This is a genomic window from Marivirga harenae (assembly GCF_030534335.1).
GTDB classification, from domain to species: Bacteria; Bacteroidota; Bacteroidia; order Cytophagales; family Cyclobacteriaceae; genus Marivirga; species Marivirga harenae.
Genome location: NZ_CP130565.1, coordinates 1,108,953 through 1,134,002, shown reverse-complemented (window position 1 = coordinate 1,134,002; position 25,050 = coordinate 1,108,953). Strand labels below are relative to the sequence as shown.

The 25,050-nt window shown below is 35.8% G+C and carries 15 protein-coding genes; 14 read left to right on the top strand and 1 reads right to left on the bottom strand.

The genetic code is table 11. The annotated features are described in order from the left end of the window. The first annotated feature begins 9 nt into the window (after window positions 1-9). The gene (locus Q3Y49_RS04810; RefSeq protein ID WP_303271109.1) at window positions 10-9,993 is read left to right on the top strand and encodes a T9SS type A sorting domain-containing protein; all 9,984 of its coding nucleotides are present in this window, start codon (window positions 10-12) and stop codon (window positions 9,991-9,993) included. 335 nt (window positions 9,994-10,328) lie between these two features. Here the strand turns inward: Q3Y49_RS04810 and cysQ are convergent, their stop codons facing one another. Next, on the bottom strand, window positions 10,329-11,093 hold the full coding sequence (gene cysQ / locus Q3Y49_RS04805) for a 3'(2'),5'-bisphosphate nucleotidase CysQ (protein ID WP_303271108.1): 765 nt from the start codon (window positions 11,091-11,093) through the stop codon (window positions 10,329-10,331). A gap of 184 nt (window positions 11,094-11,277) precedes the next feature. Here cysQ and cysC point away from each other — a divergent pair, with 184 nt between their 5' ends. From cysC to Q3Y49_RS04740, 13 genes are all read left to right on the top strand, one after another. Next, window positions 11,278-11,868, top strand: a complete 591-nt coding sequence (gene cysC, locus Q3Y49_RS04800; protein ID WP_303271107.1) for an adenylyl-sulfate kinase — start codon at window positions 11,278-11,280, stop codon at window positions 11,866-11,868. Window positions 11,869-11,878: 10 nt separating this feature from the next. Then, a complete protein-coding gene (gene cysD, locus Q3Y49_RS04795; protein ID WP_303271106.1) occupies window positions 11,879-12,784 on the top strand; it encodes a sulfate adenylyltransferase subunit CysD in 906 nt (301 codons plus the stop codon). 504 nt (window positions 12,785-13,288) lie between these two features. After that, on the top strand, window positions 13,289-14,581 hold the full coding sequence (gene cysN / locus Q3Y49_RS04790) for a sulfate adenylyltransferase subunit CysN (protein WP_303271105.1): 1,293 nt from the start codon (window positions 13,289-13,291) through the stop codon (window positions 14,579-14,581). 230 nt (window positions 14,582-14,811) lie between these two features. Then, window positions 14,812-15,300 (top strand): T9SS type A sorting domain-containing protein, encoded by a 489-nt coding sequence (locus tag Q3Y49_RS04785; protein WP_303271104.1) that lies wholly within the window; start codon window positions 14,812-14,814, stop codon window positions 15,298-15,300. Between the two features lie 4 nt (window positions 15,301-15,304). Beyond that, complete coding sequence (locus Q3Y49_RS04780; protein ID WP_303271102.1) at window positions 15,305-16,468, top strand: DUF8740 domain-containing protein; 1,164 nt, start codon at window positions 15,305-15,307, stop codon at window positions 16,466-16,468. A gap of 254 nt (window positions 16,469-16,722) precedes the next feature. Next, the gene (gene tviB / locus Q3Y49_RS04775) at window positions 16,723-17,973 is read left to right on the top strand and encodes a Vi polysaccharide biosynthesis UDP-N-acetylglucosamine C-6 dehydrogenase TviB (RefSeq protein ID WP_303271100.1); all 1,251 of its coding nucleotides are present in this window, start codon (window positions 16,723-16,725) and stop codon (window positions 17,971-17,973) included. Window positions 17,974-18,025: 52 nt separating this feature from the next. After that, window positions 18,026-19,048 carry a polysaccharide biosynthesis protein gene (locus Q3Y49_RS04770; protein WP_303271099.1) on the top strand — a complete coding sequence of 341 codons (1,023 nt, stop codon included), beginning with the start codon at window positions 18,026-18,028 and terminating at the stop codon, window positions 19,046-19,048. A gap of 7 nt (window positions 19,049-19,055) precedes the next feature. After that, the gene (locus Q3Y49_RS04765; protein ID WP_303271098.1) at window positions 19,056-20,150 is read left to right on the top strand and encodes a DegT/DnrJ/EryC1/StrS family aminotransferase; all 1,095 of its coding nucleotides are present in this window, start codon (window positions 19,056-19,058) and stop codon (window positions 20,148-20,150) included. Next, window positions 20,147-21,211, top strand: a complete 1,065-nt coding sequence (locus Q3Y49_RS04760; RefSeq protein WP_303271097.1) for a DegT/DnrJ/EryC1/StrS family aminotransferase — start codon at window positions 20,147-20,149, stop codon at window positions 21,209-21,211. Before Q3Y49_RS04765 ends, Q3Y49_RS04760 begins: the two co-directional genes overlap by 4 nt. Further along, window positions 21,208-21,702 carry a GNAT family N-acetyltransferase gene (locus tag Q3Y49_RS04755; RefSeq protein ID WP_303271096.1) on the top strand — a complete coding sequence of 165 codons (495 nt, stop codon included), beginning with the start codon at window positions 21,208-21,210 and terminating at the stop codon, window positions 21,700-21,702. The genes Q3Y49_RS04760 and Q3Y49_RS04755 overlap by 4 nt, the downstream gene beginning before the upstream one ends. 13 nt (window positions 21,703-21,715) lie before the next feature. Beyond that, window positions 21,716-23,215 (top strand): oligosaccharide flippase family protein, encoded by a 1,500-nt coding sequence (locus Q3Y49_RS04750; protein WP_303271095.1) that lies wholly within the window; start codon window positions 21,716-21,718, stop codon window positions 23,213-23,215. Further along, on the top strand, window positions 23,215-24,039 hold the full coding sequence (locus Q3Y49_RS04745; RefSeq protein ID WP_303271094.1) for an LbetaH domain-containing protein: 825 nt from the start codon (window positions 23,215-23,217) through the stop codon (window positions 24,037-24,039). Before Q3Y49_RS04750 ends, Q3Y49_RS04745 begins: the two co-directional genes overlap by 1 nt. After that, window positions 24,011-25,048, top strand: a complete 1,038-nt coding sequence (locus tag Q3Y49_RS04740) for a hypothetical protein (RefSeq protein ID WP_303271093.1) — start codon at window positions 24,011-24,013, stop codon at window positions 25,046-25,048. Before Q3Y49_RS04745 ends, Q3Y49_RS04740 begins: the two co-directional genes overlap by 29 nt. Window positions 25,049-25,050: the final 2 nt, after the last annotated feature.

The window sequence follows — 25,050 nt, the reverse complement described above, 5'->3', positions numbered from 1 at the left end:
GCAGATTTTATGAAAAGATTTTTACATATACTGATATTATTTCTGGTAACTTGCTTTCAAGTGAATGCTCAAGTAACGGGCACAACTATTAGCAATGCTGCTAATATTGATACAGATGAGGCAACACTTAACGGAGATATTCAAACATCTGCAGCTGTTGATGTCAATTATCAGTTTAACTATGGAACAACAAGCGGAAGTCTTAATCTTTCTTCCACATTAATAGAGAATTTCAATGTTGATGGAACTGCCTCTGTTGGTGCAACCCTGCCCGGACTCTCTCCAGAGACACAATATTTTTATGAATTATATGCTGAAAAGTCCTCAGATGATACGGAAAATGAAACAAGTTCTGAAGGATCTTTTTATACTCTTTCCGAAGTTTTCCCCAATGCTATAGCTGATTTTACGACCGATAATATCACAAATGATGAGATACAACTAGACTGGACAGCATCCAGTAGCACAAATACAGATGGCTACATTATTCTTTATGCAACAGGGGCAACGGCACCAGACCCAGACGGCATTCTAGAACTGGGTGTACTTCCAGGAAATCAAACTTTTGCTAATAAAATAGTCATTAATAATGATGGAACAGAGTCAACTACGCTTTCATCATTGGCTGCAGCCACGCAATATTCCTTTTCTATTATTCCTTTTAATAATGATGGTGCTAACACGGAAGAAACTACAAATTATAATCTCTTAGTTTATAGCTCGGTTTCCTCTTATACCTTAGCTACAGAACCAGATGCAAATCCAACAGGATTAACCTACGAAAGTAAACTAGATGAAAGTGTTACTATTTCTTTAACTGAGGAGCCAACTGCAGATGGGTATTTGATTCTATACAGAACTGGAACAAACGGACCAAATAAAAATGGTGTTACCGATGGTATAAAACATGCCGATGCTGCTGATTTTGATCAAGCAACTGGATTTTACTATTCTGATGGGGGGGCAAATACGCTAATTGAAATTCCAGGATTAAGCCCTGCAACAACCTATAGTTTTAATGTCTTGTCATACGCATATGGAACTGACGGGCTGGGTTTTGAAGTCCCCGAAACCTATAATTATGTTACTTCAGATAATAAAATAAATGAGATCACCACCACCTCGGAAATTCCTTCTGCAGAAGTGAACAATTTTGTTAAAACGAGCAGTACTACAACAGGAATGACATTTTCTTTTGATCAATACACGGGATTTGCTGATGATGGAGGAACAGTTGTGTATTTTGAAATTGGAAATTCGGTAGATTTATCTACGCTAGAAAATGGTTTTCAACCGATCGATCAGCCTACAATTGGAACGGATTATCAGGTACAAAACACCGATAATGCAACTTCTATAACTGTTCAAGACGGAAAGTTGTCTCCCGGCACTAAATATTCCTTTAGAATAGTCCCTTTTAATTTTAACGGTACAGATTTCCCTACCATGGGGTATTATACTACCAATGCCCCTATTGTTACCCATTATACCCTTTCCGCACCCGCATCCGGTGGTGATGTAAACGGAGGAAATTTTATTGTAAATAATGAAACATTAAGTAGCGTTGATTTGACTTGGGACGCTGTAACAGGTGCAGATGGATATCTGGTCGTATATGAACAAGGAAATAGCGCCATTGACCTAACAAATTTAGAAGATGGTTTGGCCCCAGGCGATCTTTCAAGCCCAGGTTTTGATTTTGAAGATGTGGGTAGTATCCTCTCTACTACTGTTTCATCATTAAGTTCAGCTACAGAATATGCATTTCATGTTATTCCCTATACCTATGTAGAAGAAACGGGCTCTCCAGTTTCAGAAACTTACAATTATAATACTGCTGCACCTCCATTGAAAACCGCGTCTACCTTGTGCGATCCTCCAGCTGGGACTGCTACTTTTAATGTTCCAACCAATAAAACATCTAGTTCTATTGATTTAAGTTGGTCAGCAGTAACAGGAGCAGATAAATATTTGGTGGTAGCTAAACAAGGTGCAGGTGTTGATTTAACCGTAGAAAATGGTGATGATTTTGAAGCTGAAGCGAGTACAAGCTTCACTACTGCCGGAGCACCCGATTCGGATGGAAATAAAATAATATATTCAGGTAATGGTCTTGCTTTAATGGTAACGGATTTAAGCAATGAAACTGAATATACTTTTGCAATTTATGCTTACAAGAACGGAACCTTTTGTTATGCTTTCGGCCCCGATACTGAAACAATTACAACTGATCCTGCTGACCAAAGCAATACACTTACTTTAATTGGTGCTTCATCCACAATTTCTTCAGTTGCTAATGATGCATCTGGCAGTTTTATTACTGTTATGGATTTTGATATGAATGATTTGGGAGGTGATAATGAAACCACCAATCTTTCAAGCTTTACATTCTCAGCAGGAGCAAACGATGAGTTTGAAAGCTTACCAACTTTTTGGGATAATATAATTGAGGAAGCTAAAGTAGTGAATACAAATAATGGAGAAGAATTATCTGCGAGTATTAGTACCATTGATAATGAAATTTCAGTTTCAATAGCTAATAATAACAATAACAATGCAGGTCAATTTGGTTTTATCGCGGATGGAGGTAGCATCAATATAGAACTACAAATCAGGCTGAAAGAAAGTATCACCGCAGCTGATATAGATGGGAAAAACTTTGTGTTTTCGTTGGATCCAGCTACTATTTCTACTGAAGGTAATTCTAGTCAATTTGCCACAGGTGGAGGTACAAGTATAAAAACCGCTGATTCGGATAATGAGATTGAGGTAATAGCCACTGATTTCGATTTTGCAACAAATCCTCCTTCTACCGTTGACGCAGGTGAAAATGTAAGTCCTCAGGCAGTAGTAGAAGTCACGGATGCTAACGGAAATTTGGATCTCGATTACAGCACAAATTTTACCATCACAAATGACGATGGCATTAATATGCAAAACTTACCAAGCACATTCAACAATGGTGAGATGCAGTTTCCAGTAAACTTTAATTATCAAGGAAGTGGCGATGGTACTTTAACCATTACAGATGATACGGATAGTTTTTTTGAGACTTCAAATGCAGTAAGCGTTAATCCAACAATCGAATTAGCAGAACTAACAGCAGGTTTAAATGGTGGAACGCTTCAAAGTGGCACTTCAGAACAAGCAATTTTAGGCTTTTCAGTGGAAGCATTGGGGAACACTCAATTACAAGAAATTGAGTTTACTACCAATATTGATTTAACAAACGTAATCGGGAATATTCAAATTACCGGTTCTGCAAATAATACTTTCGATGGTACAGGTACTGATGCAGTAATTGCCTCTTCACCAATTGTTGACAACGGAAATAATACTGTAACATTTACTGGCCTTACACAAAATTTCAGTAGTGAAACAAAATATTTTTTCCTCATTGTGGACGTGGATGAATCTGTTAATGAATTTGATAATGCGGATTTGACCGTTAAACTGAATATAACAGATTTAAATTTCGGAAATACAGTTAATAAATTGGCTGGTGATTTTGCTCAAACCTACAGTTTTGAGGATATCACAAAACCACTGGCAAACCAAGTAGCGGCAACTCCAACCTTACTTTCAGGCAAAGATTTAGGGAATGACGCACTTGAAATTGAGATTACCTTCAATGAGGAAATGGATCCTTCTGCAATTCCAACGGTGTCTTTTCCTGTTGAAGACCCCACCAATAGTTTATCTGCTCCGAACGGGAACAGCGCTTGGTCTGCCGGCAATACTGTTTATACATTATTCTATGATTTAACTGATCAAGATGAGTTAGTGGAAAACATTGATGTTTTGATAAAGGATGCAGCGGATAAGTCAGGGAACATCTTAACTGATTTTACCGAGAATGATTTATTCACTATAGATACCGAAAACCCTGAGGCTTCCTCAATTAATCTGGATAGAGCTTTAATCAACAGACCTAATAATACAATTGAACTTCAAATAACATTCAATAAGCAGATGAATGGTGCTATTGACCCTACCATAGTGGTAAATGGGACCAGCAATATGTCGGATAATAGTGATGGAAGTTGGAGCGGAGGGAATTTGATTTATACTATTACCTTCAACCATGATTTGACCGAAGAGGCGTTAAATAACATTAATTTTGATATTACTGATGCTGAGGATGTAGCAGGAAATTTAATGGATCCGGCCACTTCTGGTAATTTTAACATCAATACTAAAAGACCTCGAATTGATTTTATTAGCACTAGCAGTTCCAATGGTCTTTATGGCCCGGGAGATAACATAAATATTCAATTGATTTTTGATGAAGATATTACTGTTAACGGCACCCCATCATTGGATTTAAATACAGGAGGAGAAGCTACTTTTCAAAACTTTACTGACAATATTGTGAATTTCACTTACACGGTTGGAGCTGTAAACTCTGGTGAAAGCACCTCAGATTTAGATGTTGATCAGTTTAATATGAATGGCGGTGAGATTAAAAATTTAGCTGGAAATGATGCTGAAATAGTGTTGCCTTCCAATCCTGACCGATTACAAGATAATGCCGCAATTCAAGTAGATACCGAGCCTGCGAACATCAACAACGTCACATCCACGGATGCAGATGGATTCTACAAAGAAGGGGATATCATCAATATTACGATTGAATTTGATGAAGATGTTTTAGTTAGTGGATCACCACAGCTGGAATTAAATTCCGGAGACTTAGCAGTTTATCAGAGTGGCTCTGCTTCAAGTACGCTTACTTTTAATTACACAGTTCAGGCAGCAGATGGTGGTACCTTGTTTGATGTATCGGATTTAAATTATGTAAATACTAACAGTTTAATTCTAAATGGGGGGTCTATAACAGATCAAGCCGGGATAAATGCTGATTTAGACTTACCATCAACAGGCGGGGCCAATTCTATAGGTGGAAATAAAGATATAACGATTGATACGCAGGCACCGGAATTAGAAACTGATCCTTTTAATCCGGAAAGTGAGAAACTTAATGCATCACAGCAAATGATTTTCACTATTGAACTTGATGAGATTGTAAGTGGGTCAGGAACCGGAAATATCCGAATAGTGGAAATGGAAACTGGAAATGTATTGGAAACTTTAGATGGGGCAACTGCTTTCACTAACAATACGAATACCACATTGAATTTTATTTCTTTGGAAAGTATCCTCAATGACACCACAGAGTATTATTTCGAATTTGATGCAGGAGCAATTGTGGATCAGGCAGGCAATGAATTTGCTGGATTTACGGCTAATAATATTTGGTCATTTACCACTTTTGGTCCGGCAAGAATTGATGATTTTTCTATTGGTGCCTGCGTGGGCGAACTTTTTAGCATTCAAGGGAAATATTTTACAGGTGTCAGCAGGATTAGAACAAATATAAATGGCAGCTCGCCTTTTACCATTTCTACATTTACAATTATTGATGATGAAAACATTGAATTTATCGTTCCGGCTGGAACTGAGCCTGGTACCCTTACCTTGGACAAGCAAAATGGTCAAGCTGGAAATACAGATGATGCTTCTACTACTTCTCAGGACAATATAAAAGTTGGTCCAAGCAGTGCTCAATTTGTCTTGGTTAACATAGGAACCGGTGTAGTTTGTGATGACCCTGAAGGTGGGTCCCCTATTGAAACTGCTGTAAGAGTTGATGTGATTGGGGGTTCTGGCACCTATACCTTGGAATACGATAATGGAACAGAAATCATAACTGTGACCGGCTATACTTCTGGGCAAGTATTGAACGTAAATCCGCCTCAAGCAGGTATTAACACCTATGAGATTGTTTCCTTAACTGATGAAGATGATGATTTAAATAGCTGTTCTGCACCTAATTTAGGCACATCTTTGGATGTTGAAGAATACACCCGATCAACAGTAGAGGCTGGCGGTGTATTTGATTCGGAGTTTGGAGGAGGTCTAATTGAGATTTGCTTAGCTACAACTAATGAAATTGATTTTTCAGATGCTAGTTTGGTGGGGGTTTTGCCTTCTATTAATGGTAATGTTACCACGGGAACTTGGACAATTGATCAAGGGCCTAGCCAAAATGGTGGTGGATTCAGTCCTAACGGCAGTGTTAAAAGCACTACTAATATTCAACCTATTTACTATCCAAGTCTGGCGGATGCATCAGAAGGTGAAATTGTATTGCGTCTGATATCAGATGATCCCGCGGCACCTAATCCTTGTGTGCCAGATGAAGATGTGGTTTTGATCCGTTTTGTTTCCACCATTTCGGTACGTTTGGGTGATGACCTTTCAGTATGTAAAGTGCCGGTTAACGAAACAACTGATATTGCCACAGCCCAACTTAATGCAGCGCTGGGTGGTGGTGCAGATGGAATTGAATGGACTAGGGTCGATCAATATAGTGAAGCTGGAAGTCATGATGGAAGCTGGGGCTTTGCAGATAATGAAAACGATATCTCTTTTAGTTTGACATCCACTAATCCGCAGGCAATTTATAAAGCAAGTCCAATGGAGGTTGAAGATGGAGGAGCTATTTTAGAAGCAATTCCAACGGCTTCAGGCGGTGGCTGCGGAGGAACCCCTGATCCTAGACAGCTGGAAATTATTATTAATGATTTGCCAACGCCATCCAAATCATTTGGAGATGAGATTGTTTGCTCAGGTGAAGAGGCTGTCCGTTATAGAATGACGGCCAGCAGCTCCCAAAGTACCTTCATATGGAGCCTAACAAATACTGGATTAGATAGTGAAGGCCTAAATGATAAGAACGAAATTGATGGATTACAGACCGGTAACTTACTAATTGTTAATTTCCGTGAAGTATTCGAGGAAACACAAGACACTTTGATTGTAAATGAAATCAGTACTTTAACTGGCTGTGTTAGTTTGGCTGACACATTTTTAATTACAATCAAGCCACAACCTATTGCAGAAATACTGTATAATTCTACTACTACTTTATCCAATTCAGCGGATTTGATTTTATTGCAAGGTCAGGGTGGACAATCTGGATCTGTAGAAATAGGAGGGGAGTTTTTTGGTCCTGGAGTTATAAGAAATAGCAATGGGGACTATTTCTTGGATACCAGCCAACTGGATGTTACAGATATTACAGATGAAGAGAATGTCCATGAAGTTATTTATGTTTTTTCTGATGAATTTGGTTGCTCAGCTAGCAGCTCTATTGCTTTTAATGTTTTTGATGCAGAAACTATTTTTCCAAATTTGTCCGCTCAATATTGTGAACTTGATGCTACAGATACTATTTCAGTAGATAATGCCATTATTCCCGAAGGCTTTCTTGTTAGTGATATTAGCGGGCCCGGAATTACCATCATCGGTTTTGAAGAGTTAATTATAGGAAATGACACTTTGGAGATTTTAAGAGCAGAGTTTAATCCAAAAACAGCTTTGGAACAAAATGAAGGCAGTACTGACCCTTCTTCCATCTTAATCAAATATTCAATTTCAGATCCTGAAAATCCAGCCAATAATGTAGAAAACATAGGTGAGCAAATTGTTATCGTTAATCCTTTACCAGAATTGTTTTACACTGAGCCTGAGTACGATTTTTGTACCTATGATGAACCGGTAGAGCTAGAGCCTGAAACAGGAAATCCGGGGCTTAATTATTCGTTTGAAATTGTTAATGAAGGCATACCTGAAGCTATTCTTACTGGGAGCAGTGAAACCGGATATGAATTTGATCCTTCACCCATGCTAAGCTATCTGAATGCAGTAAACAGGGATTCAGTAGTTGTTCAAATTAGATATACCTACCAAGATGCAAATACCTGCCAAAATTCAGAAATTTTTGATTTCTTGGTGTGGAGACAGCCGGCCCAACCAACGGTGAATTCAGTTGATTTGTGTTTTGTAAATAATGTAATGGATACTGCCAGTGTGACAAATTATTTTGGAAATAATCCTAATCAAGAATTATTTTGGTACGCAAGTCAAGATTTTTCCTTAGATCCGATAGGAGAAGGATTGACTTTTGTTCCCGATGTCAATTTCTTTGCTACTTCAACAGAAAGGGTGTTTTATGTGGTCAGAAGAAATGTAGATAGTGCTGGAGAAGATGATGATTTATGCGAAAGTGAATCAACTGCAGTTACATACAGAAGAGTTAATAATCCTAATTTTAGTTGGAACAGCTCTGTTTATGAAGCAGACGGTATAATCTTCACAGGCACACCAAATGCAACTGAAATTGATACTTTGGAATGGAAATTAAAAGAATGGCAAGAGAATGGGTTTGTTTCCGTTACAAATAATGTATTTAGTTTAATGAATGATTCCACTACTTCTGTTGATTTCCGGAGCCTGGGAGCTGGGAGATATCAAATGACCTTCCAGATTTATACAATTAATAGTTGCACAGCGGAAATTACCAAAGAGTTTTTGGTTTTACCTAAAGTCGCAACAGCCAGTCAGTATGCTTTCGATTTTGAAAAAGGTAACAGTGAATGGATAAGCTACAGTCCTACCGGGCCTGCTAATGATTGGGACTTAGCCGTGCCAACAGAAAATTCCAATATTAAATCTGGAAATACTGTTTGGATTACCAATAAAGATGGATCCTATAATTCTGGTGCATTATCCTATGTTTATTCCCCGTCTTTTGACTTGAGTTCTGTTTCCAAACCAGTTATTAGTTTTGACTTATGGCTAGATATGGTAGAGGAGGATGATGGTTTAATTTTAGAATATTCTACAGATAACAAAGTGATAGAAGATCCAACAAAGAAATGGCAATTATTAGGGGATTTTGAGGGGAATCAATCGTCAGGCTTGAATTGGTATAATCTTGATCAAATACAATCTTTTCCTGGGACGGGAATCGGGACTGAAAACAACAATCCTTCGTACGTTGGGTGGTCCAGTGAATTTTCTGCTGAAGGGGAAGTAGCAGTTAATAATGCGGTACATGCGTTGGAAGTAATCCCACTTCAAGAACGAAACAATGTGATGTTTAGGTTTCAATTTAAGTCCAGGCCCAATGAAAATGAACAATCAACTAGTAATGATGGGGTGGCCTTTGATAATCTCCGGATTGAAAGCTTGAACAGGAATGTTTTGATCGAATACTTTGGAGATGATGCATCGACTGCAGACGCTGTAGAAATGAACAGCATCCAGAGTGCTTATGAACAATCTAGAGATTTTGCTTGGATTAACTATCGAATCAATGAAAACGACACATTATATACTCAATTCGCTTCCGCTATGCTATCTAGGACGTATTATTATGATGCATATGAAGATGGTGGTGGCATTTCAATTGATGGGAATTTAAATAGAGAAATTAATTTCAGCGGTTCAGGTGAAATTGAATTAGATCAAGCCAGGCTTGTAGCCAGTTTGGCTAGCATGAGAATTGATGCAACGGCCGAACAGGAAAGACTATTGATAAATGTTGATTACGAGCTGACTGAATCGGCATCTCTGAGTGAAAATACCCGATTATTTGTTGCAGTGATTCAAAAAGAAGTATCTGACGGTGATCAAGGGACCAATGAATCTAAAACATATTATCATGTTTTAAGAAAAATATTACCTAATAATGGAGGTCTAATCTTAGAGGATTTTACCAGCGGAGCCAAATCTTTTGAATTTATTGCGCAATATCCATCTGATGAAAACCCTCTTGCAATAGTAGCATTTATGCAAGATATAGAGACCGGGCAAATCATTCAATCAGCTCAGACAGATGATTTTGAAGCATTGTCTTTGGGAAATATCACCTCTAAGAATAGAGCTTTAAAAGATATGGAAATTCAACTTTATCCCAATCCGGCTAAGTCACATTTGAATATGAGCTGGTCAAGACTTATAAATTCAGATTTGAATGTAAAAGTAATGGATTTGACAGGTAAAATTATTGAGGAGATAAAGTTTGTTCAGGGCTCTTACAATTATGAATTGAGCACACAAAAGCTCAAAACTGGTATGTACAATCTGTTAATAACAAATGACAAAGGCGAGCACAAAGTAATGAAATTTGCTGTTACGAATTAATGAATGTCAATTACTTGATATTAAGATTAAGTCGTTGTTTTATTTAGGCAAGTGATTCCTATTTCAGTCTTGTAAGGACGTGATACCCTAACACAGGGTGAAGTCCGGTAAGGAACACTGATGTCTTATCAAAAGCCCTGCAAGGGCGCAATATTGCGCCCCAGAGCTAATGTATATCCACTTTTTTTTACGAATGGCTACACCCTACATTGTAATATGTCGGCTCTTTGGACCTTTGTTCAAGTGCTTCTTTTTCAGGGTTGTACATTCTTAACTTAACGACATTGAGCCTTAGCTTCAAGGTTCTCGTTTTGCTTTTTACAGGAAATACATGGCTATCCCAAACACAAAAAGCTGCCGTTCAGGAGATTTTCCTTATTATAATCAAACCTTTCCTCTTCAGTATTGCCTTTAAAAACCTGTCCGCCCGCAGCTTCTAAAATAGCTTGACCTGCACCTGTGTCCCATTCCATTGTAGGGCCGTGGCGATAATAAATATCGGCTTTTCCTTCCGCTACCATACAGAATTTTAACGAACTCCCTTTAGAGATGCTGTCTTTCACATCATACTTGGCCAGTAATTGGTCCTCTTCCGGAGAAGCATGTGAAGCACTTCTTACAGCAATTCTGTCTGTATTTTTATGATTTACTTTTAATTCAAGCTTTTTTCCAGCCTCTTCTTTGAATGCACCTAATTCACTACCATAATAAAAGGTATCAGTAGCCGGCACATAAATTACGCCCATAATAGGATAATGATCTTTAATAAGCGCAATGTTTACGGTAAACTGACCATTTCTTTTGATGAATTCTTTAGTGCCATCAAGTGGATCAACCAACCAGAAAGTAGTCCAGTCTTTTCTCTCATCAAATGACATTTTTTTACCTTCTTCTGATAAGATTGGATATTGAACATAAAGTGCTTCGAGCCCCTCTTTGATTACCTTATCTGCTGCTCCGTCAGCTAAAGTTAATGGACTATCATCCGCTTTATAATCTACTACCTGACTAAGGTCCGCATCAGCATAAATTTTCATTATGGCAGCACCTGCACTTTGAGCAATATTTTTTACTTCCTCTACTAAATTTTCAATTTCCATACTGTAAACATCTTGATTTTCAATCCTGAACAGGAATTCATTTAAAACTTTTTTACCAAAAATCGCCTCCTATTAGCCTACAAACCCAATAGACTTTAAATATTTTTAGGGAACCGCAAAATTACGCAAGAAATGCTTATTAGTATAATTTTATCCTATTAACTTTGCCAAAAATTATATCAGTTTGGAAAATATATATCCCATATTCGATACTATCCTGAGTAGATCCGATAAGGAAAAAATGCTCAAGCAAAAGTCCATTGTCATCTGGATGGTTGGCTTATCCGGTTCTGGAAAAAGTACATTGGCCAGGGCTTTAGAAAATAGCTTACATGAAGAAGGCTATTTAACGCAATTGCTGGATGGTGATAATATGAGAACGGGGCTGAATAATAATTTGGGATTTAGCCCTGAAGACAGAACTGAGAATATTAGGAGAGCAGCCGAAACAGCAAAACTGTTTATGAATGCAGGCTTAGTCACGATTTGCTCTTTTATTAGTCCAACAGCGGATATTCGCAAAATGGCTAAAGAAATCATTGGTGAAGGATATGTGGAGGTATATGTTGACTGCCCGGTGGAGGTTTGCGAAGAAAGGGATGTGAAAGGGCTTTATGCTAAAGCCAGAAAAGGGGAGATTCCGGATTTCACTGGTATTAGTGCTCCATTTGATGTGCCTATAAATCCGGATGTGGCTGTAGATACTGCCAATCAAAAGCTAGAAAATAGTCATCAGGATTTAGTAAAAGCAATTATAGAAAAAATTAGATTTTAGAAAATATATTATGTCATCTTACAATTTATCACATTTAGATCAATTAGAGTCAGAAGCTATTTACATTTTCCGTGAAGTAGCAGCACAATTTGAAAAGCCGGTTATTTTATTTTCAGGCGGTAAAGACTCTATTACCATGGTGCATCTGGCTCAAAAAGCTTTCTGGCCAGCAAAAATTCCTTTTCCATTATTGCATATTGATACAGGACATAATTTCCCTGAAGCCTTAGAATTTCGTGGTAATTTGGCGGAAAGATATAAAGTGAATCTGGATGTTGGATTGGTGCAAGATTCTATAGATAAAGGAACTGCAGTGGAAGAAAAGGGGCTAAACCCAAGTAGAAATACGCTGCAGTCTATTACTTTATTGGAGAAATTGGAAGAAGGCCAATATGATGCAGCTTTTGGGGGAGGTAGAAGAGATGAGGAGAAAGCTAGAGCAAAAGAAAGATTCTTCTCCCATAGAGATGATTTTGGGCAGTGGGATCCTAAAAACCAACGTCCTGAGTTATGGAATTTATACAACGGCAAAAAGGCACCAGGTGAATCTTTCCGTATTTTCCCTATCAGTAACTGGACAGAGATGGACGTTTGGCAATATATCAAGAAGGAAAAAATTGCCTTACCAAGTATTTATTTTTCTCATAAAAGAGAAGTAGTCAATAGAAATGGTGTTCTGATCGCTAAATCTCCTTATAATACACTTTTGGATGGAGAGAGCTACGAAGAAAGAATCATTCGGTACAGAACTTTGGGTTGTATGACCATCACAGGAGCTGTTGAATCTGACGCAGATGATTTAGATAAAATTATAGAAGAAGTAGCAGCAGCCAGACAAACGGAAAGAGGCGGAAGAGCAGACGATAAACGATCAGAAGCAGCAATGGAAGAGCGTAAAAGACAAGGATATTTTTAAAGTCCTCTGAAAGACGCAATGACGAGAAGTCTTCGCAACGGGTTTGTTTTTTAGTTTGCAGGAAAGTGAACTCTAAAGAAGATGACAGAAATTTTGCGTTTTAGTTAGAACAGAATTGAAACGACCACTTCCGAGGAACTCGGAAAAGCGGGAGGGAGGAAAGTTTAGCGGTCCAGCGTTGGCATTGTGGGAGGAAGCTTTAAACTTTCTTGATTTTTTGTATCTTTTTTATCAAGGAAAAAGATTGAAAGGAAAATCAGTGCTGTAAAGACAATGTAAAAGCACAAATATTTGAACTGAAAGAGGTGTTTTAGCAATCCGCTTTAACATTCATTTTTAATAAAATTATTAGAAGAACTAAGTATTAATAATAAAGAAACATTATTGAAATTGAGAAACGAGGCAAATGAGCTAACAGCAATTTTTACGTCAATTGTAAAGAATAATAAATAGAGATGCTCTTTTTAGTCTCAAGTTTCATATTTCAACTTTAAAGAAAAATATATGCGCGACACAGAAGAATACAACAAAACAGATACTGCCGGTTACTTAGACATGGATTTATTACGTTTTTCCACTGCAGGTAGTGTGGATGACGGAAAAAGCACCTTAATTGGCCGTTTGATGTACGATACGAAATCAATCTTTGAAGACCAGATTGAAGCCGTGGAAAAATCAAGTAAAAATCGTGGGGATGAACACGTAAACTTAGCTTTGTTGACCGATGGCTTGAAAGCAGAACGTGAGCAAGGCATTACTATTGATGTAGCTTATCGATATTTTGCCACCCCGAAGCGTAAATTCATTATAGCAGATACTCCGGGTCATGTTCAATACACCAGAAATATGGTGACCGGAGCTTCTAATGTGAATTTAGCTATCATTTTAATAGATGCCAGAAAAGGCGTAATAGAGCAAACCAAGAGACATTCTTTCATTGCATCCCTTTTGCAAATCAAACATGTGATTGTTTGTATTAACAAAATGGATTTAGTTGAATACAAAGAAGAAGTTTTTGAGCAAATCAAAAAAGACTACTTAAGCTTCGATGCCAAATTGGAAATTCCAGATATCAGATTTATTCCTATTTCTGCTTTGAATGGTGATAATGTGGTCGATAAATCCGAAAATATGGATTGGTACAAAGGGCCGTCTTTATTATGGACTTTGGAAAATGTACAGGTAGCTTCAGATAGAGATTTAATCGATGGAAGATTCCCAGTGCAGTGGGTTATTCGTCCACAGTCCAATGAATATCATGATTTCCGTGGTTACGCAGGCTTGGTAAGTGGCGGTATTTTCCGTAAGGGAGAAGAAGTGGTGGTATTACCATCTGGATTTACCACCAAAATTAAATCTATTGAAACCATGGATGGGGAATTGGATGAGGCTTTTCCTCCAATGTCAGTTGCTATGACCTTGGAAGATGATATCGACATAAGTCGTGGCGATATGTTGGCAAAAGTCAATAATCAACCCACCAAAGGGCAGGATATTGAGTTGATGGTCTGCTGGTTGAATGTTGATCCATTGAAGCTAGGTGGAAAATATACTATTAAGCACACTACAAATGAAACCAGAGCGATCATCAAAGAAGTGAAGTATAAAGTTAATGTCAATACACTTGAAAAGAATGAAGAAGATAAGACTGTGGGGGCAAATGACATTGCCAGAATCACTTTGAAAACGGCCAAGCCATTATTATACGATGCCTACCGTAAAAACAGAAATACTGGTTCCTTAATCATCATAGATGAATTTAGTCAACAGACAGTAGGTGCTGGAATGATAATTTGATTTTATTCATGCCAAGTAGTAAATTCTTGGTATGAATTTATGTAAATACTCTTTCAAGACTTAATGCTATTCGGAATAAAAATATATTCGTTTCTAACGCTTAAATTCAACTTTTTTAAAATTTCGTTAGCATACACATAACGGTAGGAAAGTACTTTTATGGATAATTCTTTTTAAATCCCTAATATTTAAGTATTTTCCAAATCAAAAAATCATTAAGGAAACATTTTATGTCCAGCAAAAAAACTTATTATTTATTGATTTTTATTTTTTGTGCTTTTTGCATTTCGAAAGTGAGAGCTCAGAATTTGTTCGCTTCAACTGGTAACAATGTTTCAGGTTCTGGCGGAAGCGTTAGTTATTCTATTGGACAAACAATAGCTAATATTAATAAAGCTGAAGCTGGTTCCGTAAGTCAGGGAATTCAGCAATCATATAAAATCACTACTCTGAATACGAAAAACGATAAAACTAGAGATTTTAGTCTTGAAGTTTTTCCGAACCCAACTAGAAATACTTTAAATTTAAGAATAGACAATATTGGTTTTGAAAATCTCTCTTTTGAGTTATTCAATATAGAAGGTAAAATTTTGGATAAAGGACTTATTCGAAAATCCAACACTTCAATTAACATGAATGAAAGAGAATCTAATACTTATCTGTTAAGATTAACTCATAAAGATGAGGTTGTAGAAATTTTTAGAATAATAAAATTATAATTGTATGAAATATATTTTGACTGCCTTATTTTTCACTTTAATTATTTTGCAAAGTTGGGGACAAGCGCCTGAAAAAATGACCTATCAGGCAGTTATACGTGATAGTAATGGTGATTTAGTTAGTAATCAACTTATAGGGGTTAAAATCAGCATTTTAAAAGGCACAATTGATGGTGAGGCAGTTTACGAAGAAACCCAAAATCCAGAAACAAATGAAAATGGTTTAATGAGTTTAGAAATAGGCGGAAATAATGCAAACGTTGTTCTTGGCTCAATCCATGAAATTGACTGGGCAAATGATCAATATTTTATTAAAACTGAAACGGATCCACGTGGAGGTACTGATTATACAATGAGCGGGACAAGTCAATTATTAAGCGTGCCATATGCTTTACATGCTAATAGTGCCGATAGGCTAACAAGCGAAATTACATACGAGGAAACTGATCCTATATACAGTTCCTCAATTGCTTCGGGAATCCAAGAGCAAGATACAGCTAACTGGAATAACAAATTAGATAATTTTACGGAAGAAGACCCTAATTTTAATAGCTCCGTAGCAAAAGGCATTTCTCAAGCAGACACCATCAATTGGAACAGTAAACTTGATAGTTTTACTGAACTTGACCCAGAATTCAATTCTTCTATTGCTAGTTCAATTACTCAAGCAGATACCTCAAAATGGAATAATAAGCTTGATGAAGAAGTTGATGGTTCAGTTGAAAATGAAATCCAGGATTTTTCTGTGTCCAAAACTGGGGACACCTTATTTCTAAGCAAAAGTAATTGGGTAATTGTACCCAATATTAGTTCTGCTAATTCAAATGAAGTTCCAGCCCCGGTAATATTGGAGGTTCTAGTTGATTTGCAAGTGGTTGCAGAAGGTACAAATATAACTTTGACGACTAAAGTTGACGACCCTTTTTATACAAATGTTAATTATGTCGGGTTGACAGTGCTAAACCCTTCTCAAGAAGTCTTTTATAGTTTCGGAGACCAAGTTGTCTTCAATGAAACTGATCCTGGTGTTTTTGAATATAGTCATACATTTTTAATTAGAAATACAGATGAATCGGGGGAGTACACTTTGATCGATTTAATGATTGAAAATGAAGAGGGAGAGCAAGTATTTAATGAAAATAAAAAGTATTGGACAATAACTAACTAAATTTAACTTGGGTTAATTATTTCTCTTTTTCGTGCTTTTTTTAGGAGATAAAAAATCTTGGTTTAAAAAAATCCTTTATTGAGATACTTGGACCAGAAGTCTTACGGACAGTCGAGATAGTATTTTTTATCTCTCTAATCATAAGTTAATTATTTCAAACTAACTTTCATTTTTCCAATACATTTAATATTAAAAGTACATTCACTTCCTAAGTAGTCAAAAATGACTAATTTTGCATTTCATTTGGATTATTTATGAAGAAAATTGCAGTAATCGGTTTGGGTTATGTGGGTTTACCACTAGCCGCAGAATTCGGAAAATACAGAGAAGTCTTAGGTTTTGACGTTAACAAAAGGCGTATTCAAGAACTTAAAGACGGCTATGATAGGACTTTAGAGGTCGAAAGCGATGAATTGAAAGACGCAAAGCATCTTCAATTCACAGCTGAAATTGAAGACCTTAAGGAGGCGGACTATTATATTATAACAGTTCCTACTCCTATCAACGAATATAAGCAACCGGATTTAACTCCTTTAAAGATTGCTTCTGCCACAGTTGGCAAGACATTAAAAAAAGGAGATATTGTTATTTATGAATCTACGGTTTACCCGGGTTGTACGGAAGATGATTGTGTTCCAATTTTAGAAAAAGAAAGTGGATTAAAATTCAATCAGGATTTCTTTTGTGGTTATTCACCAGAAAGAATCAATCCAGGAGATAAAGAGCACAGGTTACCGACTATAAAAAAAGTGACTTCGGGAAGTACTCCTGAAATTGCAGAGGAAGTAGATCAATTATATAAAGAAATTATCACTGCAGGAACACATAAAGCAGCCACTATCAAAGTAGCGGAGGCAGCAAAAGTAATTGAGAACTCACAGCGAGATTTGAATATTGCTTTCGTAAATGAGCTAGCTTTAATATTTGATAAAATGGGCATCGATACTGCCGATGTATTAGAGGCAGCCGGTACTAAATGGAATTTTTTGCCTTTTAAACCAGGATTAGTTGGAGGCCATTGCATAGGGGTAGATCCTTATTACTTAACACACAAGGCAGAATCATTAGGCTATCATCCGCAAGTGATCTTATCTGGAAGAAGAATCAATGATAATATGGGAGCTCATGTCGCGAGTTCTGTAGTGAAATTGATGGCACAGCAAGGCTCTGTTATCAAAGGCTCTAAAGTTTTGATATTAGGCATAACTTTCAAAGAAAATTGCCCTGACATTAGAAATAGTAAAGTAATAGATGTTATAAAAGAGCTGCAGTCTTATGGCATAGAAGTAGAAACTTACGACCCACAAGCTGATAAAGAAGAGGTAAAACATGAGTATGGAGTTGATTTATTTGACAAGCCAGGCTCAGATTATAATGCTATTGTTTTAGCAGTTTCACATAAAGAATTTAAAGATTTCAACTTATCCAACCGTTTAAATGAAAATGGAGTCACTTATGACATTAAAGGATTTTTTGAAAGAGGATTAGTTAATAAAAGGTTGTAAATGAAGATTTCGTAATCAATCGTTTACAATTATTAAATAAAGCAACATAAATATGTTTAAAGGGAAAACATTATTAATAACGGGAGGAACTGGTTCATTCGGTAATGCAGTATTGAAAAAATTTCTGGATTCAGATTTAAAAGAAATTAGAATTTTTAGTCGAGATGAAAAGAAGCAGGAAGATATGAGAATTCATTATCGCAACGATAAGCTAAATTTCATAGTCGGTGATATAAGAGACTTCAATAGCATTAATAATGCAATGATTGGTGTAGACTATTTGTTTCATGCCGCAGCTCTAAAACAAGTCCCTTCGTGCGAGTTCTACCCCATGCAAGCAATTCAGACCAATATTTTAGGTGCAGAAAATGTGATGGAAGCTGCTGTACTGAACAAAGTTAAGAAGACAATTGTATTAAGTACAGATAAAGCAGTTTATCCTATAAATACCATGGGGATGTCCAAAGCACTAATGGAAAAACTTGCTATTTCTAAATCAAGAGATTCAAGGTTAACGGAATATGGAGGAGTAATTTGTGCCACTAGATATGGAAATGTTATGGCTTCAAGGGGTTCAATAATACCATTATTTATCAACCAAATCAAGGAGGGAAAGAACTTAACTATCACAAATCCCAATATGACTAGGTTTATGATGACCCTAGAAGAGTCTGTAAAATTAGTTTTATTCGCTTTTGAAAATGGAGAACCAGGTGATGTATTTGTTCAAAAATCTCCTGCTTCAACGATTATTACTTTAGCTGAAACCCTTCAAGATTTATTTAAATCAGATAATGAAATTTCAATAATAGGTGCAAGACACGGTGAAAAGATGTATGAGACATTATGTAGCAAAGAGGAAATGTCCAAATCCATCGATTTAGGTGATTATTACAAGATACCAGCTGATTTAAGAGACCTTAATTACACAAAATACGTTCAAGAGGATGGCCCAAAGCTATCAGACAATGAATATAATTCAGATAACACTCAGCAATTAGATAACAGGGAGCTTAAGAAATTACTTCTTAGGCTAGATTACGTGAATGAGGAGTTAGAAATGGCAAGTAAATAATTATTATATGATTCCATTGGTAAAGACCTTCCTTCCAGAACCTCAAGTTTTAATGCCTCAAATCGAAGAGGTTTTATATAGTGGTTACATAGCGCAGGGTGAAGTTGTGGATAAATTTGAAAATACTTTTCAGAAACTTTTTCAAGTAAACAACTGCTTAAGCGTCAATTCGGGTACTTCTGCTCTACACATTGCATTGATTTTGGCAGGGGTTCAACCAGGCGATGAAGTGATAAGTACTTCAATCACTGCAGAGCCAACAAACGTAGCTATCAAGCAGGCTGGTGCCAAAATCATTTATGCTGATATTGATTTAAAAACAGGGAATATAGATCCTGTGTCGGTCGAAATGCTTATTACTCATAGAACGCGAGCGATTATGGTGGTTGACTACGCTGGAGTACCTGTGAACATACCTGAATTCCTAAAAATTGAAAAACAATATAATATTCCAATCATACAAGATTCCGCCCATGCATTAGGAGCTAAATATAAAGGCGAGAATTTAGGAAATCATTTTCGTTACACTTGCTTCTCTTTTCAAGCCATAAAACATATGACAACAATTGATGGAGGTATGTTGGTAATTAAAGATGATGAAAGTTATGAAAAAGCAAAACTAATCAGGTGGTTTGGTTTAGATAAAAAGAAAGATAGGATGTCAAATAATATAACCCTGCAAGGTTATAAATATCACATGAATAATGTTAATGCACAGATTGGCATGGTGCAGCTTCAGTTTATTGAAGATATTCTCAAAAAATATATAGATAATGGTATTCAATATGATGCTCAAATAATTAATGGGCCAAAAGTGGAAAAGCTACAGTATTACGTTGATACAAAGCCTTCTTATTGGCTGTACACTTTGAAAGTTAAGGATAGAGATAACTTGATTAGTGTTTTGAAAGAGAATGGTGTATTCGCATCTCCTTTACATAAAAGAAATGACCTTCATACTTTTCTTAAATCACAATCTAACACAGATTTAACCAATACAAATATTTTCAGCAACGAAATGCTACATATACCTTGTGGTTGGTGGGTTACCGCCCAAGAAAGGAGTTTAATTATAAGCATAATAAATGATTTTAATAAATGATCCCTCTCTTTAAAGCATATATGAATGATTCTGTCATAGGTGGAATCGGGAGCGTATTGAATTCCGGAAGACTTTCTGGAGGAGAATTTACTGAGAAATTTGAAAAGGGGATTTCAACAATTATTAGTAATCCATTTTTCTTAAGTTTATCTGTAAATTCATTAGAATTCGCACTTAAATTGTTAGATCTGAAAGAGGGAGATGAAGTGATTAGTTCTCCTATGTCCTGTTTGGCAACTAATCAACCTATCTTAAATGTTGGTGCCAAAGTTGTATGGGCAGATATTGATCCCTTTACGGGTTCTCTTGACCCTGAATCAGTGCGAGAAAAAATTACAAAAAATACCAAAGCTATTATTCATTTTCATTGGGGAGGATATCCAGGATATATCGATGAAATTAATGCAATCGGAAGAGAGTTTGGTATAAAGATAATAGAGGATGCAACTGAGTCGTTTGGATCAAAATACAAGGATGCTTATTTAGGTAGTAGTCCCGCAGATTTGTGCTGTTTTTCTTTCACCGGAGTACGTTTGCCAAATACAATCGACGGCTATGGAATAGCATTTTCTAGTGAAGAGATTTATGAGAAGGCAAAAAAAATAAGTGATTACGGAATTGATAGAAAAAGTTTTAGAGACGATTTAGGGGAGATATCAACTAATTGTGATATTGATGTAGTTGGACAAGGTGCAAAACTAAATAATATCGCCTCATATGTCGGTTATTCCCAATTGAATAACCTTGATGCATTATTTGAAAAACAACAGAAAAATGCGGAGTATTGGGATAGAATTTATGATGAAAATAGTAGGGTTATTAACAGATTAAATTCAAGAACAGATATATCACCAAATTATTGGGTATATACGATCAATGTAGAAAAGAGAGATGATTTTCTGTTAAAAATGCGCAAAGAGGGATTTTACAGTTCTAAAATGCACCTCAGGAATGATTTTTATAGTGTTTTTGGCAAAAAGCAACCAGACCTTATTGGGGTCAAGAAATTTAGTGAAACGCAATTAAACATTCCTTGTGGCTGGTGGATAGATGTAGAATGAGAGTTGATTTTTTTCGACATAATAAGGTAAGTGAGGCTCAATTGCAGAAAATTGTAGAACTGAAAAATACAGTTTGGCCGTATGGAATTGACAGTCAAAAAGATTGGATTAATACTCACATGAATAATACTGACTATCATGTGGTTCTAGAAGACAATGGCACATTTCTAGCCTATGCTTGCCTAATTAATATCAATGTTTTTTCTAGCGAAGAAAGTTCAGCACCATTTTTAGGTATTGCAGGTGTCTGTTCTAAAACTCAGGGTCAAGGGCATGGACAGAAAATCATGAAAGAAATAGTTAATTTCCTTAGAAAGAATGAGTTAAAGGGTTTGTTGTTTTGTAAAAAGGAATTGGCTCCTTTCTATTCAAAAGCGGGCTTTTTGATTTCAAAAATCAATTTTGAATCAAACAAACCGGACATATTTGCGATGTCTGTGAATCATGAAGAGTCAAATAATCTTCAGTTTTACAACGGTAATTTATTTTAAGGAGAACAAAATTTTGAAGAATAATAATACCTCCTACTCCAATATTCTTAAATCAACCTTTCTTTTTGGAGGGGTTAGGGTATTAACGGTTCTCGTTAACGTCGTTAAAAATAAAATCATAAGCCTATCCATGGGGGCCTCGGGTATTGGAGTATTTGGCATTTTCATGTCTTCCTATACTTTGTTATCTTCTCTATTTGGGTTAGGGATCTCTCAAAGTTTAGTGAGAAATCTTTCAGAAGTGTATAATGATAACTCAAGCACTAGACTGAATCATATACTTGAAAGTATTAATAAATTGCTAATACTTACAAGTACTATTGGACTGATCGGTACGCTGTGCTTTTCCTCTTTTTTGAGTATTTGGACTTTTGATACTGATTCTAAAGTCTTTGAATATTCGATGCTATCTCTAGCTATTTTCTTTAATATTTTCAACCTCGGCCAACTGGCAATTCTCCAAGGAGTCCGAGCATTAAAAGAATTATCTCTCGCTACAATATATGGAGCTATTCTCGGGCTACTCTTATCAATACCTCTATTTTATTTATTAAAAGAGGAAGGTATTATTTATTCGTTTATTATTACAGCATTTGTATCGTTCATTTTTTCAAGTCTTTATGTACGCAGAACGATTAAGATACCGACAACAAAGTTATCTATTAAGAAGGTCCTAATTTCAGGTAAAGGTACCATCAAGCTGGGTATCGCTATGATGTCAGTGTCTTTGTTTGTTAGTTTATTTGGTTTGATTTTTAAAAGTTTTATTAATAAATATAGCGGTATTGAAGCTGTAGGTGTGTTTCAAGCAGGATTCACTATAATCAATAGTTACTTTGGACTGATATTTACAGCAATGGCTACAGATTATTTCCCTAGAATATCTTCAATTAATCAAAATAATAAATTACTGCAAATAGAGGCAAATAAACAGGTAGAAATTCTCCTTCTGCTTCTTGGACCTTTAATAATAATCTTAATAGGATTTATGGATCATATAATTCTCTTGTTATATGACAATAGCTTTCTTCTCGCATCTGATTATGTATCTTGGTCGATTTTGGGAATAATATTCCAGGCAGGTTCACAAACTATGGGTATGGTCATTATAGCAAAAAATCGATCTAAAGTTTTTGTTATATCAGTATTGACCTTTCAAGGATTATTCCTAATCAATAACATCATTGGTTATACTTATCTGGGATATTTAGGACTTGGTATTACGTTTGCATTAAATATGGTAATCCATACCGTGGGAGTTCAAATCATGGTAAAAAAATTATTTGGAATTGTTTATAAAACAATATTTTATAAATTAACCTTTGTAAACATATTGCTTTTTGGATCAGCAATGTTATGCAAAGAAATAGATAATGATTATATAAAATACTCAATTCTATTTACATTATTAGCTCTTGCAATATTGTTTTCTATTAAGTATTTTGAAAGGCTAATGAACATTCCATCCTTAAGTGAATTGATAATTGAAAAGCTGAAATCAAAATTCAAATAATGAAAAAATATATTAGGTTTCTTTACCATGTTTTAAGACTTATAATCAAGGTAAATTTGATAAAGACGATTTTACTTAATTTTAAAACTTTACCTATCCGACATGCTGTAAAACTGCCTATCTTTATATATGGAAAAGCAAAATTTAAAAACTTAAAAGGTGATATTGAAATTATCGGCAATATTAATACTGGTATGATTCAATTTGGAAAAGACATTGACGGCTTTCCTCAAAGTTATTTGCCTATTACTATTCATATAGGCAATAAAATTATTTTTAATGGCCCTGTCATTTTCTCTGGAGGAATTAACCTTACCAACTGGACAGGTATTATTAATTTTGGTCGATGCACTACTTTTGGTAGTGGAGTTGTAATAAAATCAACGACATTAGTTAAAATTGGCAATTACACGCGAATTACACCGAATTGTGTATTGATGGATTCAGATGTTCATTTTGTGACTAATATAAATACAGGCAAGATAAATCGAAACAATGGTGAAATCATTATTGGGGAAAAGGTTTGGGTTAATTCAGGAACAGTTATAACAAAAGGTTGTGTAATACCTGATCAATCAATTGTTGCTAGAAACTCCTTTTTAAATCGTGATTATTCAATAGATTGTAAATCAAATGCTTTCATCGTTGGAAGTCCGGGGAAAATCAAGGCAACAGGTGTTTACAGAATTTTTTCTTTCGATTCAGAAAAGATAATTAAAGAACATTTTTCTCAGAATAAAGACTTAGATTTCTATTATGATATGGGTGTTTTATCCTCCGAAAAAGAAAACAAGGATGTCCAAGAGTTTTTTAAACTTTTTTGACTGTGCTTTAAAAGTAGTTAGTGTGCTTTTCCTTTCTGCTTCCATCTATGGATGTAAAATTGAAGAAATTGCTAATATTGAAAAAGAAGAAAGTTTTACTATTCCAATTGAAATCCAAAATAGTCTTTTTAATTTCTCTAAGCCAAGCATAGTAACTGATCAGGCGATTTTAATGTTGCCAAAGGGTTATTTATCGAAAGTGAGAACTAAGCTGGTAATCTATTGTCACAGTGGAGGCGGTGGTGTCACTTCAGGATTTGTTGAGGCATTAAACTCAGATTATTGTAGATACCTTAATTCACTAGGATATGCAGTACTCGATGTAGCTGGAATTCCTGAAACTGTTGCTTCGTTACTAAAAATTGATCAATATAGAACCGTAGGGAGCAAAATTGCATTAGATTCTTATTTTCAAGCATACAGTTATGTGGTTAAGAACTATAATATAGGAAAAGATGAAGTTTATTTATTATGTAATTCAAATGGCTCATTGGTAGGGTCAAACCTGGTTAACTTAACCAAAATTCCTTTTAAAGCACAAGCTTTTGTTGCACCACTGTTAAGCATTGAACGAAATGCTTGGGATATCAGGAACGGGGCACTTAGTGGGGGAGAGTTTGATAAACTACAAACCCGAGCCAATATAATAAGGTTGTATGGTATGAAAAATGTAACCTCTCTAGAAGATTTAATGATAGCAGAATATGAAAAGGATAAAGTTGGTGATTTGGATCCTTTTAATTATATAATGGCTAGAAAGGCCCCAAGAAGTATTCCAATAAGAATTTTCCAAGCGAAGGACGATCCTACTGCGAGTTTCAAACTCAATGCGCAATACGTTGAAAGATTCAAAGATTTTGATATTGATGCGGAAATGATTGCTCAAGAGACTGGCGGACACACATCTGAGCCACTAAATTACTCAGTGGGTCTGTATCTGTATAAAAATCAAAAATATAATTTGACACCAACAGTCCAGAGAGTTGGTGATTTTTTCTCAAGTTACTAAAT